The organism is Clostridium paraputrificum AGR2156 (assembly GCF_000424025.1).
Taxonomy (GTDB): Bacteria; Bacillota; Clostridia; order Clostridiales; family Clostridiaceae; genus Clostridium; species Clostridium paraputrificum.
On the sequence record NZ_AUJC01000006.1, the window covers coordinates 109,120 to 126,520 of the forward strand.

Annotated in this window: 15 protein-coding genes; 1 reads left to right on the forward strand and 14 read right to left on the reverse strand. The window is 29.8% G+C overall.

The window, feature by feature from the left end; translation table 11 throughout:
* Positions 1 to 35: 35 nt before the first annotated feature.
* The 14 genes from G594_RS0107265 to G594_RS0107335 form a co-directional block, all read right to left on the reverse strand.
* Positions 36 to 1,301, reverse strand: coding sequence for an ABC transporter substrate-binding protein (locus tag G594_RS0107265; protein WP_027097978.1), 1,266 nt, complete (start codon positions 1,299 to 1,301; stop codon positions 36 to 38).
* Positions 1,302 to 1,319: 18 nt separating this feature from the next.
* A complete protein-coding gene (locus G594_RS0107270; RefSeq protein WP_027097979.1) occupies positions 1,320 to 2,615 on the reverse strand; it encodes an MBL fold metallo-hydrolase in 1,296 nt (431 codons plus the stop codon).
* Positions 2,599 to 3,417, reverse strand: a complete 819-nt coding sequence (locus G594_RS0107275; RefSeq protein WP_027097980.1) for a carbohydrate ABC transporter permease — start codon at positions 3,415 to 3,417, stop codon at positions 2,599 to 2,601. The genes G594_RS0107270 and G594_RS0107275 overlap by 17 nt, the downstream gene beginning before the upstream one ends.
* A gap of 8 nt (positions 3,418 to 3,425) precedes the next feature.
* Positions 3,426 to 4,307 carry a carbohydrate ABC transporter permease gene (locus tag G594_RS0107280; protein ID WP_027097981.1) on the reverse strand — a complete coding sequence of 294 codons (882 nt, stop codon included), beginning with the start codon at positions 4,305 to 4,307 and terminating at the stop codon, positions 3,426 to 3,428.
* Between the two features lies 1 nt (position 4,308).
* On the reverse strand, positions 4,309 to 5,379 hold the full coding sequence (locus G594_RS0107285; protein ID WP_027097982.1) for an ABC transporter ATP-binding protein: 1,071 nt from the start codon (positions 5,377 to 5,379) through the stop codon (positions 4,309 to 4,311).
* A gap of 487 nt (positions 5,380 to 5,866) precedes the next feature.
* Positions 5,867 to 6,331 (reverse strand): hypothetical protein, encoded by a 465-nt coding sequence (locus G594_RS0107290; protein ID WP_027097983.1) that lies wholly within the window; start codon positions 6,329 to 6,331, stop codon positions 5,867 to 5,869.
* Positions 6,332 to 6,688: 357 nt separating this feature from the next.
* Entirely contained in the window at positions 6,689 to 7,495 is an 807-nt protein-coding gene (locus G594_RS0107300) for a MurR/RpiR family transcriptional regulator (RefSeq protein WP_027097984.1), read from the reverse strand.
* 91 nt (positions 7,496 to 7,586) lie between these two features.
* The gene (locus tag G594_RS0107305) at positions 7,587 to 9,146 is read right to left on the reverse strand and encodes a PTS transporter subunit EIIC (protein WP_027097985.1); all 1,560 of its coding nucleotides are present in this window, start codon (positions 9,144 to 9,146) and stop codon (positions 7,587 to 7,589) included.
* A gap of 25 nt (positions 9,147 to 9,171) precedes the next feature.
* Positions 9,172 to 10,500: a family 4 glycosyl hydrolase gene (locus G594_RS0107310; protein WP_027097986.1), complete on the reverse strand. Its 1,329-nt coding sequence runs from the start codon at positions 10,498 to 10,500 to the stop codon at positions 9,172 to 9,174.
* Between the two features lie 253 nt (positions 10,501 to 10,753).
* Entirely contained in the window at positions 10,754 to 11,164 is a 411-nt protein-coding gene (locus G594_RS0107315) for a universal stress protein (RefSeq protein WP_027097987.1), read from the reverse strand.
* Between the two features lie 231 nt (positions 11,165 to 11,395).
* Entirely contained in the window at positions 11,396 to 12,085 is a 690-nt protein-coding gene (locus G594_RS0107320) for a LiaF transmembrane domain-containing protein (protein WP_027097988.1), read from the reverse strand.
* Position 12,086: 1 nt separating this feature from the next.
* Positions 12,087 to 12,542, reverse strand: coding sequence for a LytTR family DNA-binding domain-containing protein (locus G594_RS0107325; protein WP_027097989.1), 456 nt, complete (start codon positions 12,540 to 12,542; stop codon positions 12,087 to 12,089).
* Between the two features lie 149 nt (positions 12,543 to 12,691).
* Positions 12,692 to 13,405, reverse strand: a complete 714-nt coding sequence (locus tag G594_RS0107330) for a DUF5131 family protein (protein ID WP_027097990.1) — start codon at positions 13,403 to 13,405, stop codon at positions 12,692 to 12,694.
* Positions 13,406 to 13,422: 17 nt separating this feature from the next.
* Positions 13,423 to 16,143: an AAA domain-containing protein gene (locus G594_RS0107335; protein ID WP_027097991.1), complete on the reverse strand. Its 2,721-nt coding sequence runs from the start codon at positions 16,141 to 16,143 to the stop codon at positions 13,423 to 13,425.
* Positions 16,144 to 16,369: 226 nt separating this feature from the next.
* Between G594_RS0107335 and asrA the strand changes: the two genes are divergently transcribed.
* Positions 16,370 to 17,401 (forward strand): anaerobic sulfite reductase subunit AsrA, encoded by a 1,032-nt coding sequence (gene asrA / locus G594_RS0107340; RefSeq protein WP_027097992.1) that lies wholly within the window; start codon positions 16,370 to 16,372, stop codon positions 17,399 to 17,401.

Genomic DNA, 17,401 nt, shown 5'->3' on the forward strand with positions numbered 1-17,401 from the left:
GGGCTGTATCTCTATTGATACAGCCCTAAATTATTCTATTCCCAGATTGATTTTAAAGTAGTCTTAAATCCTTCTAATGTCTTAGTTACATCTGCATTGCTTGGATTAGCTAATACAGTTTCCATTACTGTACCTGCTTCACGGTATGCAGCATCTGCACCTGAAACAACTGGATTAGTGTAAAGATTCTTAGTTGCATCTGAAAGTATTGGAGCTATTAAGCTTCCTGACTTTTTGTACTCTTCTGAATCAATAGCACTTTGTCTTACTGGCATGTATCCAGTTTCAGAAGCCCAAGTAATTTGGTTTTCTTTAGTTGTTAAGAACTTTAAGAACATGTATGCTGCAGTCTTTTGTTCAGCTGTAGCACTTGAGAACACATATAAATCTGTTCCTTGTTGTAATGAAGCACTTGTTGGGTATGGAGCAGCTGCTACTTCAAACTTATCACCAACACCTTGTTTAACAAAGTTTTCACCAGCATTTGAACCAACGTACATAGCTACAGTTCCATTACCAAATGGTCCTGATAAATAGTTGTCTGTTCCTGCAATTCTGAAGTAACCTTCCTTAACTCCTTCTAAGTAGTAGTTAAGAGCCTTAGCTGATGCTTCACTTGTTACATCAAAGCTTGAATCGAAAGTTTTTCCTTCAGTCTTTAAGAAAGTTGTATAGTAAGTGTTTAATGAATCAAATCCAGCACCAGCTATACCCTTCTTTTCTTTTATAGTCTTAGCAACTTGAACTAATTCGTCATAAGTAGTTGGAGCCTTTAATCCTAGTTCATCAAGTAAAGTCTTGTTGTACCATAAAACTTCTGTAGACTTGTTGAAAGGCATTCCATAGATCTTTCCATCTATTTTAGCTGCTTCTCTGAAACTTGGTAATATATCTTCATAGTTATCAAACTTTAAAGTTTCATTTTCAATATATGGAGTTAAATCTGTAACTAAGTTATCCTTTATTGGATTGAACATCCAGTCAGGATATGCTTGAGTCATTGTTGGTAAATCCTTAGGACTTGCAACTGTTGCTGTTATCTTTTGTTGTAAATCCTTATAGCTTGATTGGTTTTGTAAAGTTACCTTTATGTTTGGATTTTCTGCCATAAACTTTTCAGTTAAGCTTGTAAGAGATTTTTCTAAATCTCCATTCATGGCATGCCAGAAAGTAATTTCTACTGGCTCTTTAATTTCAGTTACGATATCTGCGCTTGATGTGTCATTTCCTTTTGATCCACATCCAACCATAGCAGCAGACATAAATACTAGACCTAAAGCTAATAATCTTTTAAATTTCATGCTCTTCCCTCCGCATAGTTATATTGTTTGTTTTTTCTCTGGTAATAGTCTATCGCCATTTTCATTATAAAGTTTCTCTGGACGATATGAATGTATAGGCACTAAAAGCTTAGGCTTAATTAAGTTAATTATCTTAATCAAGTCATTTGGATGAGCATGACCACTACAAGAAGTTCTGACAAATTCAATTTTGTGTGATTCAAGATTGTCTATGAACTTTTCATAAGCTGGATCAAAATCACCTAATGGAACAGCATTCGAGTGAATATAAATTCCACCTTCCTTAAGTTTATCTATATGTTCTAAGGCAAGAGTATCTAATTGCCAGAAGAAATCACCTTGGTCATTTAAAAGGGTCTCAAAATCAATTTTATAAGCTGCATCTAATCCATAATCTTTATCATCTAATTGATAGTAATATGATTGATATCCTGTTGCTTCTTTAACTACATAAGAATAATAAGCATCTAAAACAACCTTTCTTGGATTAGTTTCTATTATCTTTTTAATTCTTTCAATATTAGAAATATAATAATTAAAAGTTATTTGTTTATCTGGATTGTTCTTAACAATTTCATTAATCTTATCTAATAATTCTGGTTCATTAGATATTTCTTTATCACTTACATCTTCATCAAACTCTTGGAATGATACTGAAACACCTTCAATTAAAAGAACATCACAGCCTTCGCTTTCCTTACAGAAGTTTAATGTATCATTTTCTCTATATCCATGTAATCTAATATCACCAGTGTAAGATATAACTAAATCAGGAGTTTTTATAAGTAAGCCACAAGCTCCATAAGCATCATGGTCAACAGGCATTACCTTTACTTCAATTTCTCCAACTTTTATTACTTCATTTTCCTTAACACCAATTATGTCTCTTGTATTCTTTCCTTCTTTAACATGAAGTGGGAATAAGAAATCATCCTTAATATTTAAAGTGTTTAATAAAGACTTTGTTCCTTCTAATGTATATAAAGGAATTGAAGGATTTAAATAGTTAACTATCTTTGAATGGTCTAAGTGAACATGTGATAGGAATACCGCTGTATTCTTAAAACTATCTTCCTTTGATTCATATCCCTTTAAAGGAATTCTTGGGTCATACATATTGTTTAAATAAGGAACTAATCCTTCATCTAATAATCCTTGTAAGTCTGTTGGTTGCACTGGTGCCTTTGGGTTATATTCACTACCAAAGTCAAAGAAGATATGACTATCTTCATATGCAATTTCTATAATTGTTCCACCTATAGTTAAAATACCATTGTGGAAAGTAATCTTAGTTTTCTTATCCTTTAACGCCACTCTTAACAACTCCTCTAATTATCTGCTTTCTAAATACTAAATATAAAATTAGTATTGGAACTATAGCTATAGTTGAAGCAGCCATTTGTAATTGAACATTTGTACCACTTTCAGTAGCAAATGCACTTAATCCGTTACTTAATAATCTCATTTCCTTACTATTTGTAACTAGTATTGGCCATAGGAATGAATTCCACCCATTAATGAAGCTTAATATTCCCATTGTGAATAAAGCTGGCTTACCTAATGGAACTAAAATTCTTCTTATGAACTCTAAATCTCCACATCCATCTACCTTTGCTGCCTTATAATAAGATATTGGAATACTAGTTAAATACTCTTTTAGATAGAATATATAAAAGACACTTGCAAGTGATGGAACTATTAAAGCTGTGTATGTATTTAATAATCCAAATTGTGCAATTGTTTGATAATTTGTAAATACTGTAACTTCATATGGAACCATTAATAATGCTGCCATAACTAAAACTAAAAGATTCTTAAATCTAAATTCTAACTTTACTAAAGCAAAAGCTGCTAAAACTGAAGTTAAAACTGTACCTATTGTTGATATTCCTGAAACTAAAATTGTATTAAAGAAATATCTAACAAATGGTGCTTGCTTCATTGCTTCTGAAAAATTGCTCCAGTTGAACTTTTCAGGAATCAATGTTGGCGGTATACTTGTTGCCTCTTGATATGTCATGAAACTTGCTAGAATCATATATACAAAAGGAAATAACGTAATTAATGCCATTATAAGAATGAATGTTTTTGACAAAACTGAATTAAACTTTTTCATCTCTTCACCTACTTAGATATTCTTTTTAATATACGATTTTGAATTAATGTAAACAATAGAATTAGTATAAATAAGATAACTGCTGCTGCCATACCTTGACCATATCTATTTTCTACATAGAACTTATTAAAGATATAGAATACTGCTGTAGTTGCACTATCTGCTATACCTGCTTTTCCGTTGAATATAGAGAATACCTGTGCATATACCTTAAATGCATTAATGAAGTTAACCATTAATAAGAATGTAATAATTGGTATCATTTGAGGTAAAGTTATTCTGAAAAATTGTTGTCTCTTAGTTGCTCCAAACATATCTGCAACCTTGTAATAACTATCATCAATATTTCTTAAACCTGAAAGAAGTATTATTATATTAAATGCAAGTCCTGACCATATACCAAATATAATTAACGTAATCATACTCATAGATGGATCATCTAAGAAATTAAATGGTCCTACATTAAATAATCCTAATATATAGTTAACAAATCCATACTCTCCATTTAATAAAAATCTAAATACAATACCAACTGCTATAATACTTGTTAAGTAAGGTATAAAGAAAATTGTTTCAAACACATCTTTACGCTTAATCTTTTCATATATTGTAACTGCAATAAACATTGAAATAATTAATCCAACAGGTACAACAACAAAGGCATAAAGAGATGTATTACCTATTGCTGTATGGAATTTTGGATCTGATAATACTACTTCAAAGTTCTTAAATCCATTAAACTCTAAGCTATTTAATGTACCTTTTTGAAAGGCCATTATAAATGTTCTAATTAATGGGAATACGCTAAATACTCCTATTATTATTAAGGCAGGAAGTAAGAAAAACCATGCCTGTGGTGAATTCTCCGCTCTATACTTTAACTTTCTCATTTTAATACACTCTAACTCCATTCTCTTGGAATATGTATATACTATTGTAGTCAATTTCAAATCCTAACTCGTCTCCTTCTGATACATTACGAGTAATATCAGTAATTGACTTAGCATGTATACCATTAGCATTGAAATTTACTATACAATCTTTTCCTATTAATTCTATTGATTCAACCTTAGCCTTAAATAATGGATTTTCACTTAATTCAAAGTACTCTGGTCTAATCCCTACAAAGTACTTACTTTCATTTAATTCACCCTTGAATCTATCTTTATTTAGTAAACTTAAATCAATTGTAAAATCTTTTGCTTTAAGGGCATTCCCTTCCTTCTCCATTTCGAAGATGTTTATAATTGGGTTACCCATAAACTTTGCAACAAAAAGATTTGATGGTTCTAGGTAAAGATTTTGAGGAACATCAAATTGTTGTACTATACCTTCATTCATTAACACTATTCTGTCACTTATTGATAAAGCTTCTTCTTGGTCATGTGTAACGAATACAGTTGTTATACCAATTTCCTTTACAAGTCTTCTAATTTCTTCTCTAATCTTTAATCTTAATCTTGCATCTAAATTACTTAATGGTTCATCTAGTAAAAGAATCTTAGGATTTTGAACTAGTGCTCTTGTAATTGCAACTCTTTGTTGTTGTCCACCAGACATTTCCCCTGGTTTTTTATTAGCAAGCTCTTCTATACTTGTTACCTTCATATATTTTCTTGCTATTTCCTCAGCCTCTTTTTTAGGCATCTTTTTATTTCCAACTGTAAGAGGGAACATAACATTTTCTAAGACAGTCATATGTGGATATAATGCATAGTTTTGGAATACTAAGCCTATATTTCTATCCTTAGGATGCTTATCAATAACTGATTCCTTGTCAAACTTGATATCTCCATCTGTTGGATCTAATAATCCAGCTAATAAATTAAGGATTGTAGTCTTCCCACAACCACTTGGTCCTAATAAACAAATAAGTTCACCGTCGTTAATTTCGAGATTAATGCTTTTTAAAGCTTCATAACCGTTGTTATAAACTTTTTTTAGATTTTCAATCTGTATCATGTTTCACCTCTAGTAATTTTTAGTTTTCTTTAAGTCTTCCTAGTATGCTTGTAAAATATCATAAAAACTTGTTACCGATTTGTAACAGTTCTACTCATAATATACTAAATTCATCATACTTTTACAAGATTATATCTGTTATTTTAACATTTTATAATTATTATTTAACTAATTAATAACATTAATACACTTTTTCCGACAAATGCCCACTTCTTTTAATAAATTTATAATTCTTTAATAATTTTAAGTAGCACATATAGATGTTATTTACCAAATAATACTTGTCTGTATACCACATATTGATTAATTAGTATACACTAATCAATCACCTCTCCCAACTTTTATACTTTTTTATAACCTTTAGTATATGAAGTTAATTTTTTTTAATTCAAAAATAAAAAGAAACTAAAATCAAACTTAATATTAGTTTCTTCAAAAAAATAATATATTCATATTTTATTCATATTTTTTATATTCTCATTACTTTCTAACAGAACTTTTCACGTCTATCTCCCACTTGTTTAACCCTTTTCTCAATTAAATTTTGGGGTCTTAACCTCAACAACTGTATATCATCACTTTCATTTATTTCGTTTAATATCTCCATAACTAATGATAAATATCTGTTTTTAGGATTTTCTTCCCTTCTTCTTTCAACTATAGATATAAGGCTTGACCACAATACATATTCTGCCCCTTCATAGGTTGTTTTATATTTTGAATCAATTGTTTCTAATAAATGTCTTGCATCTACCTTTCTTCTTACTCTTAATACAGTATGAATAGTTGAACAATTTATCCAAATAAGTCCTCTACTATCTGTTTTACCATAATTTATTGCATTAGTAATCTTCTTAACAGTAGTTTTATCTAAATCCTTTGCTCTTTCAGGCATCTTATAGTTTATACATCTTATATCAGAACTAAATACAATCACACTCTTATTATTCATAATATACCATCTTATTATAAATGCTTGTTAGTTCTGCCATTACCTCTTCAGTACCATTCTCTTTACATACATCAGAATGAATCTCTCTTACTATTACCTTATACAATTTCATACATATTACCCCCTCATTAATATATATGAAATAATCTTAACTATTTTTCATACAAACCCCACACAAAAAAAAAGAAACTGCAAAAATCTAATATAATTGCTATGATGAACTATTCCCATTTGATCTGTTTCATAATAATGTGCTTTATGTTCATATGTAACTATTTCCACCCTTATACAAACCCTTTTCTATTATTCTTATATTTTACCACACTTTATAAAAAAGCTAGAAAACGCCAAGTTGTATCAACTAGTATATAGGTATACACAATAAATATATAATATATCTACAATGCTATTTAGTGCATGATCTTGAATAATTGATGTTTGAAACTCCTCCATTTTTAAAGTACTTACTAATAATCTAATTTCTCTAAAGGAATTCTTAATTTCATTTTGTGATGTAATCCAAATTATCTTTATATTCTTTTCTTTTAAAAGTTTATTTATTTGCTTAATATGTCGTGTTGTTCCAGAAAATGATATAATTACTGCAATATCATCCTCACTCATACTTTCTATTGCAAGTATCTGGCTTTTTAAAGTTGGAAACGAATAAGCAGTCTTATTTAACCTTGTAAATTTTTCGCTGAAATTTTTAGCAACAATATTAGAAAAAGAGCTACCAAAGACATAAATCCCCTTAGCTTCTTCAATCCAGTGAACAGCTTTAATCAGCTTCTTTTCATCAATAAGTTCTTTTGTTTCTACAAATGACTTATTAAGTGCATTAAAATACCCATTCAATATAGAGTTACTATTCCTATTTTCTTTACCACTTTTAACACTTCTATTGCTTATCTCATCCTGAAGAAACTCATTATAAACAATAACATCCTCTTTTAACTCCTTAAAGCTTGAATTATTAACCCTTTTGCAAAACCTTGTTATTGTAGAAGGTGAGGTGTTACATGCTTTTGCAATATCAAATATAGTCATGTTAGGTATTATTTCATGGTTATGTAAAATGTACTGTGCTATATAGCTATCTGTAGAAGAATACTCTGTTATTTCTTCTACACATCTTTTTAAGTTAGAAAAAAATGAATACATACCTTCCTCCATTTATCTATCTATAACTATTAAATATATATTATAATACAAAAATATAGGATAGCATAAACTACCCTATATCTTTATGTAATTATTCAATACCTAAATATTCTCTCATTTCAGTTTTATAAACAGAAGCTTTATTGCCATAAATAATTTGTACACCTTGAGCAACCTTAACTATTCCATTAGCAGATAATTCGTTTTTGAAATACTCATCTTTTTCTATTACCGAGGTGTCTTTTAGTGTTAAGCGTAATCTAGTAAAACATGCTTCTACTTTTAAAATATTATCTTTGCCACCAACAGCTTCTACTATTCTAGGAATTAAATCTCCTGTATTACTTTCACTTACTGCATTTTCTTCTACATCTACAACTTCTCTTCCAGGGGTTTTTAAATTGAATTTAATAATTACAAATTTGAATACATAATAGTAAACTGCAAAATAGACTATTCCAAGTATAGGTAACCAATACCAGTTAGATCCCTTATCAGCATTTAATATTCCATTGAATATCCATGATAATAATGGTCCTCCAAAGGCTGATGGTCCTGCTACATTAAATTGAACTATATATGTTAATACATAAGCTATTCCTGACAATAAAGCATGAACTCCAAATAGCATAGGTGCTACGAAAAGGAAACTATACTCTAGTGGTTCAGTAATTCCCATAAGTGCACAAGGTATAACTGCTGCTATCATAAGAGATGCTACTTTCTTTCTATTTTCCTTCTTTGCAGTCTTATATATTGCAAGTGCCGCACCTGTTAAACCAAACATAGCAAATAATACTTTACCATTCATTACATATCTACTTATATTAATATCAAACATAGCACCAGGAGTATTTAATATTGCATTATATATATTTACAGCTCCCTCTACTGTTTGACCTCCAATTTCCATTACACCACCAAGAGATGTAAAGAAGAATGGAAGATATATAAAGTGATGTAACCCAAAAGGCAATAACATACGCTCTGCAAATCCGTATACAAATGCTCCAAACACACCTGTTGAATTAATAAATTCAGAAGATAGCTCTAAAGCATTTTGTATAGGAGGAAATATAAACGATAACCCAATACCTACAAAACTAGAAACTATAATTGTAATTGCAGGTATAAAACGTGTTCCATTAAAGATACCTAATACTGGAGGTAATTGTATCTTATAATACTTATTATGAAGATAACTTACTATAAGACCAATTATAATACCACCAAATACACCAGTATCTAAAGTAGTTACACCTAAAATTGCTTTTTGCCCAGTTATTAAATTGCTTGTATCTATAACACCTCTAGCAATTAAAAAACTTCCCATTATTGTATTCATTGTCATATATCCTAAGAAGCCTGATAATGCTGCTGTAGCTTTTTCAGACTTAGCATATCCATACGCAATACATATAGCAAAAATAATTGAAATATTATTATTTACAACGTTACCTGCATCCTTCATTAATTGGAATATAAGAGAAAAGAAACTATTCCCTAAAAAAGGTGCAACTTCAACTAAGCTAGCATTTGTAAATGCACTACCAACACCAACAAGAATACCTGAAATAGGTAAAAGTAAAACAGGTGCCATTAGAACTTTACCTAGTTTTTGAAATGAGCTAAATATTTTTTTCTTATCCATGAAAATCCCCCTTATCTTTCGTTCTTTATTTTAATGTTGGCCAATAATCACCGTTTGCCTCAATTAAGTCATCTAAAATTTTTCTTGCAACTGTTGTAGATGGTACTGTTTTGTTTATAGCTATAGCTTGTAATGCTTTATCATAAGAATTTTCAAAATAAGCATCTACAGCTAATTTTTCTGAAGCTAATTGATTTTCCATCATTCCTTTATGGAAGGTTGGTATTGCAGGAATTGACACTGGCTCTGGCCCCCATGAACGTATATATGCTGGTACTTCTACCATTGCATCTGCTGGCATATTAGGGATAGCTCCATTATTTTCTACAATTACTAAGAAACGTTCTCCCTTATTGTATGCAATAGATGAAGCTGCATCAACTATAAAATCGCCAAATACTGTAAACTCTTGTAATGGACTCTTGTAGCTTTCTGGTGACTCTAAATATTTCTTGTGTTCTGCAAACATTTCTTGTTCACGTCCTTCTATAACCATATCTGCTCTTGTACGATTTATATCCATTTTGGCTACCATTTCTGATGAATATAAATAGTATTGAAGATAGCTGTTTGGTAAGAAGTCAGGATAATCCTTAACTATCTCTGCATATTGCTTCCATGTTTTTTGCCAATCCTTATCTTTATGATGCTTATCACTACAAGCTGTCATACCAGAAGTTAATATCATTTCTCTTAATTCTGGTAAACGATCCTTTCCTTCTTTATCATATAAAGCTGTGAACCATCCAAAGTGATTTAATCCAAAATAACATGGATCTAGTGATTGCCAGCTATCTAAGCCTAACATCTTAGAGTAAGATAACAGAATTGCTGTTGGCATATCACATATATTTAGTATTCTTTCATTATTGAACTCTCTTCTTGTAGCCTCTGCAACAACTGCTGCTGGGTTTGAATAATTCAAAATCCAACAATTTGGAGAATACTTCTTTGCCATCTTTATGATATGAATTATAGCTGGAATTGAACGCATTCCATAAGAAATTGATCCTCCAGGACCACAAGTCTCTTGTCCAACTACTCCATATTTTAATGGAATCTTTTCATCTGAACTTCTTAACTTTAATCCACCTTGACGAATTTGAGCAAATACAAAATCTATATCTGTATAAGCCTCTTCTTCATTTGTTGTAACTACAACCTCAAGACCTGGATAAGTCTCATTAATGAATTGCTTCATGATATCATATACTAAATGTAATCTCTTTTCATCGATATCAAATAAAGCTAATTTTCTTAAAGGAAATTCATCCTTCTTTTGTAATAAACTTTGAATTATTCCTGGTGTGTGTGTGCTTCCTGCACCTACTATAACTACTGCATTTTTCTTCATATCCATACCTCTTTTCTGTAAATGTTTTCTTTGGATGTCTATAATATATCACCTTACAGAAAAAAGATTTAAAAATTTCATTTTATGAAATTTTTTATTATCTAAATTGAAGTTATAATAACTATAAAAAGTAGAGTATGTATTTATTTTGCTTGTTCCGTCGCTATGCTCCAAAGTCACATCAAAACAAATAACCACCCACTCATACTAAAGATAAGGAAATTAAAAAAGAGGTTGCGTGAACAACCTCTTTTTATTCTGGGACTATCATCACTACACATTTAGCTCCTTTTACTACATGTGATGTTGTTGATCCTATCATTCTTATTAATGCACTCTTAGTTGACTTAGTCATTATTATTACATTTGTTTTATCTTCCTTTGCTTTCTTTAATATTTCATCTCCTGCATATCCAAAGGTAAAGTATGTTGATATGGAATATCCCTGCATTCTTTCAGCAGCTTTATCAAGTATTTGTTGTCCAATTTCCTGAGCATCCTTAAGCTCTTCTGCTACTGCCATACCATTAATAAAAACTAACTCTTTAACATTCATTAGGGTAATGTGAACTGAATCCTTAGGAAATATACCCTTAATAAAATCTAGAGAATGCATACTCCTTTCAGTTCCATCAACAGGTATTAAAACTCTCTTCATTTCCATAAATATCTCTCCCTTCAAAATATTATCTGTTTAAATATATAATTCTATATTGCTATAGAAAATTCCTTTTAGAATTTGAACTTTGCATAAAAAAGGTGGAGTGGATATTTATTTTGTTTGTTCCGTCTCTACGCTCCAAGTCACATCAAAACAAATATCCCCCCCACGCGTACTAAAGGTAAGGAAATTAAAAAAGCTACCCCTAATTTCTTAGAAGTAGCTTTATTACCTTTAAATATAAATTATTTCTATACCAGAGAAACTAACATTTCCAACTAAAGTTAAGATATTTTCTCCATTACCTATTCCTTTATTCTTTTCATCTATTCCACCTAAAGATACATTTGCATTGCTAACAACAGTCCATGTTTTAGGCACATATAATTCTACACCAGCAAAGTTAACATCTAACCTTACAATGGCTTTTCCACCATTTAGCTTTGCGTTATCAAAATATACCGTACTACCACCAAAATTACATTTTAGATCTACTTGTTCTAATGAGTCAGAATTTACATATTTAGTACTGCCAGAAAATAAAGTTTCCAACTTAATATGACTATCATCTTCTACATCAATAACATTACAATCATAATCATAGTTTCTACCATACCATTTCTTTTTCTTAGGGAATATAATTGATAGCCCTATACTTCCTAATGTTGCAGCAATTAATACTGTCCATGGAGTAATTGCAGTAATTCCAAGCTGATCATCAAAAAGTATTCCTATAAATGCTAATGGAAATAGAATGCCTGCAAAATTCATCTTAAATACACTTTTTATAATAATTGCAACTAAAAATACTGTAGCAACTAAACTAAACAAATTAACGCCTGCAAAATATCCAAGCTTACTAACAACTAAGACTATTCCAGCTATTACAAGAAATAGACCCCAAAAAACTCTTTCCTTTTTCATTTTATCTCCTCATTTCTAATAACTTAATTTTTAATGGTTTATAATAATATCTTGAAACATAAACCTTTTTATGTGTGTTCTTAAATTCAACAAGACTTGAGGATGTAAGATTTCTAGTTATGGAATAAATATAATTTACATTTAGTATTGTTGATTTGGAAACCCTCATAAAATTATTAGGCAGTATTTCTTCTAGCTCATAAAGCTTATATTTAACCTCATAAACATTATTTAATGTGTGTGCACTAATACTTGTTTCTTCTGTTTCAAAAAACAATATTTCATCTAAAGATATATAAAACTGTGTATTATCTTTGTAGAATATTATTCTATTCTTTTGGGATAAAGCATCTTTAATTGCACTTTGAAGATTTTGTATATCTTCATTTAAATTAGCACATCTTATGATAACTTCATCATCTTGAATATTCTCATCAACTTCAATCCTTATTTTCATCTCCTCACACTCCACAATATAAATTATAACTTATGGTATCTTTTTGTAAACAAAAGTAAAACAAGTGGTAATTTTTCAAAAGTAAGTGGTAAGTTTTTTATCTTTAAATACAAAAAAAACTACCTCTAATTTAGAAGTAGTTTCTATTTCTAAGTTGCTTTATAATCTATATTAGCTAACTTGGCTTGTTTACATAAATCCTTCACCTGTAGCTTATATAGTTTTTTATCCTTAATAAAGTGTGTGCCACACTGTCTAAATTCAAAGTTCACATTTGCGTCCATACATTGCTTTCTAATACTAAGAACCCAATCATAATCTAATGGTCTTGCATTATAATCAGACTCTCCTCCAACTACAACAAGTTCAATGTCTTTCAAATATTTTTCAATATGTATTTCTTCCAATAGTGGCTGTGCTGTAATACATTTATGCTTTGCAGGGAAATCCCTAAAAATTGAAAGCTTATAATCTACATTCTTCTGGTTTTCAATAGTACAACAAACTACTACATTATCATACCCCTCATTCCAATCATCAGGAATACAATCCTTAAATCTATCTATTCTCTTAGTTAGAAATAAGAAGGTTAAATCACTTCTTTCTTTTATCATATTCCAGCACTCATCTCTCCATTGATCCCCTTCTTCAATAAAGAAGTCTGATGAAAAACATAGATATACTATTCCTGACTTAATCTTATAAGTTCCATTTTTTAATTTCTCTATAGGCTTATAAAAATCTTTTGTTTTAACTATTTTACTAGTATCTACTTTTCTTTTATAATCTCCCTTATGAATATAACAAAACTTGCATCCATCACTGCACTTTTTACATCCACGCCAAGGATTCCACATAGCCATATTATTCACCTCTTATCCTAAGATATTAATGCTTCTCTTATCCTCTTTTCTTCATCACTACCATTAGTCTTCAACCTTAAATAAGGAATCTCATACTTTTCCAAAACAGAATTCTTAATATTATCACGTTCTAGCTGAACTTCATTTTCATCATGATACTTAAATCCATCAACCTCAATAACCAAAACAGGAGATTTATCAAGCTTATTAAACAATATAAAATCCACATGAGTATTAATATTTCCTACATAGCTTTTCTCTCTATCATTAAGTAAAGAAGTGTCCCTTATTAAGTTTCTCAAAGGATAATGCATATCATAGCCTATACTTAAATCTTTCTCATCCTCCAAAATACCCTCTAATAAATTTACCATAAGATTTTCAGAATCATACCTTGACTTATTGGTGTTTTTTAGTAGCTCTAACCTTCTATCATTATAGGATTTATATAAATAATCAAAAATAGAGTTAACCTTGCTTTCCTTTATACACTCCACATTGTTGTAGCTAATATATCTAATTAAATCTCCAATATTGCTCTCAGTTTCAATAAACTCCTTATTTCCAGAAACCACAAGAATCAGCCTATTAACAGCTCTAGAAACTGCAACATTAATTAAATTAGAACCAGAAATAAAGTCATTCATCTCATTAGAAACTGTAGATATTATAATGTTATCCTTTTCCCTACCTTGGAACTTATGAACAGTGTCTGCTTCAATATCTAAATCACCAATATACTTTCTAATCTCATCAGCTTGAAGTCTATAGGGAGATATTATCCCTATGGATTCATTTAAATTTTGTAGGTTTTCCTTAGGAATTACTTCATCAAAGATAACATCAAGCTCCCTTTGATTAAACTTACCTCTAGCATGATTTCCCTCCACTGTTTTATAAACCATTAGAGGATTATCTATATTATTTTCCGTTAAAGGAATAAGCTCTCCATTATAAAACTTCTCATTACAAAAGCCTATTATCTTTGGATTACACCTGTAATGCTCCTTTAAAAGAGTATAAGGAACATCTGGATACAAGGTTTTTATAGAAGTAAGTAGGCTCTTTTCACTATAATTATAAGCTTCATCTAAATCATAGCTATAAAACACCTCATTTGTTTTAACCTTCAAATCATCGGATACCACATTAGGCAATTGCTTCTCATCCCCAACAATTACAACATTCTTCCCACAAGATAGGGCTAAAGCCCCTGAAACAATGTCCACTTGAGATGATTCATCTATAATTACATAATCAAATAAATAGTTCTCCCCTATGGAATTTCTTAAGGAATGAGTGGTGCTTAAAATTACAGGATACTCCTTAACCACATCCCCAAAGTTTTTCCATAAATCATCCTTAGAAAACCTACTTCTTGCACTTTTATTTCCCTTTCTTTTATATAAACTAGATTTAAATAACTTCATAGAAAGATCAGTATACTCCTTCATCTTATCTTCAAACTTATATCTTTCTAGGGACTTGCTTATTTCAGTAATTCTTTTCTCACGCTCTTCAATTTTCATCTCATAATATAAGTTCTGTAATAATAAAACCACCTCTTCACTAGGGTTATCATAAAACTTAAAGGAATATATACCAAACTTAATTAAATACTTAACCTTATCTAAGGTAGTAAAATCCCCCTTATTCTCTATGTGATACTGGATATTATTCCATAAAGTAAGTATTCTATCTGGAGTTTTTCTATACAAGCTCCTATAAGGAAGTATATTAGGCTTTTCAGTAGAGCTTAAATAATGCTCCTTCTCCACTTTTATTCCATCTAGTTCTTCCTTTAGCTTTGCTAATTCATTTTTTCTATTTAGCATTTCATTTAAATGATTTTCTACCTGAAGTAGCTTGTTCTTAAGTTCCTTTTCATCACTAAAATTAAAGAACCACCCCTCCATAGAAGGATAAGCCCCATCTTGGCCATCTATAAATTTCTCTTTATTTTCTGTATTTCCAAGAAAGGCAGCTATAAAGCCAACACCATATTTATTAAGCTTTTCTATAACATTTGAGGTTGCAGAGTTATTGTTTGATACAACCCCTACAGTTTTATTATTAATTATTGCATTGGATATAATATTTAAAATTGTTTGAGTTTTTCCTGTACCAGGAGGCCCCTCAATTATGCTAATTTCACTATTTAGAGCCTTTTCTGTACCCTCCTTTTGGCTTATATTAAAACCAAAGGGATATATAAAACTCTCATATTTTTTTCTTTCTTTTGGATTTTTACCATTAAGGTATTTTGACAAAACACTATTAGGACTTATAAACTCCATTTTTTCATATTGTTTTTCTAGGAAATTTGTTTCATCTATTTTTATTAGGGATGATAGATGCTTTAAATACTTAAAACAACTTTTAGACTTTGCACTGTCTAGAGATGACTTTTCTATTCTTATGTATCTTTTTTCATGGATTTCAGTGTAATCATTTTTAAAAAATATTTTTATGTATTCATTAAAATCTAAGATTTTTAATGCTCCATTTCTTGGTTCTCCTTTGTAAAATACTACATTAGATTTGCAATCTATTTCTGTAGGATCTTTAAACCATTGGATATTGTTGTAGTTGTAGGTATATGTTTTTTCGTTTGTATATGTAACTTTACGCTTCCACGTGTCCTTATAATCATTAATCCATTTTATTTCTTTTGTTTTATCTTCAAATTTATTTGTTTTATTATTCATAACCATTATTAGGTTTTTACTTATATCCACAATATTTCTCCTTAATATAGACTTTATGTCTATATTTTACCATTTTAATTTATATTCTACTATACAGTACTATTAATGGAATTAAAGTCTATTTAAATTAAGTATTTTTTATTATAGGTTTTACTTATGATTCCCATATTTTTTTGATATTATATTTTTTTCATATGTAGCTATATAATCAAATCAGAAAGATTGTTAAAAATAAAACTATTTTAGGAGGTATCATATGGGATATAATCTATCATTCCAAGAAGTAAATACTTTATTTGAAGACTTAAAGAAAGAATACAAGATTTATGCACCAAAGAGATTTAAAAAACAAGGTAGATACTCAGACACAGACATTATAAAGTATGATGAAGTTTCTACTGTAGAAGAAATTGAATTTAAGGAAAAATCACACTATCCAGTAAAGGAAGTAATAACTCCTATTACTCAAACACTTTATTACTTTACAGAAGATGAATTTAGAGAAAGTTCTATAGGTCATAACAAAAAGATATTAATTTTTGCTAGACCTTGTGATATTAATGCACAAAGAAGACAAGATATGATTTATCTTCACAATGGTAACTTTGAAGATACCTTCTATAAAAGGATAAGAGAAAGAATTAAATTTATTTGTATTGAATGTGTTGATGGATTTGACACTTGCTTCTGCGTATCAATGAACAGTAATAAGACTGATGATTACTCTTTAGCTGTAAGATTTAATGAATCTTCTTTACTTTTTGATGTTAAAGATAAGGAATTCAGTAAATTTTTCAATGATAAAACAGAAGAAGAATTTGAACTAAAATTTATTGAAGAAAATGAAGCAAAGGTAACAATTCCTGAAATTAATGATAAAGAAATATTAATAAAGCTTAAAAATCATCCAATGTGGGATGAATACAACAAAAGATGCCTTGGTTGTGGAAGTTGTACAATAGCTTGTAGCACATGTTCTTGCTATACTACACGTGATATTGTATATGATTCTCTAGGTAAAATTGGTGAAAGAAGAAGAGTACAAGCATCTTGTCACATAGATGGTTTTGATGAAATGGCTGGAGGACATAACTTTAGAACAACTAAGGCAGATAAAATGAGATATAAAGTTCTTCATAAAATTCATGATTATAAAGCTCAATTTGGAGATGAGCATATGTGTGTTGGTTGTGGTAGATGTACTGATAGATGCCCTGAACATATTTCAATTACAGCTACAATAAACAAAGTAAATAATGCAGTTAATGAAATTATGGAGGGAAAATAA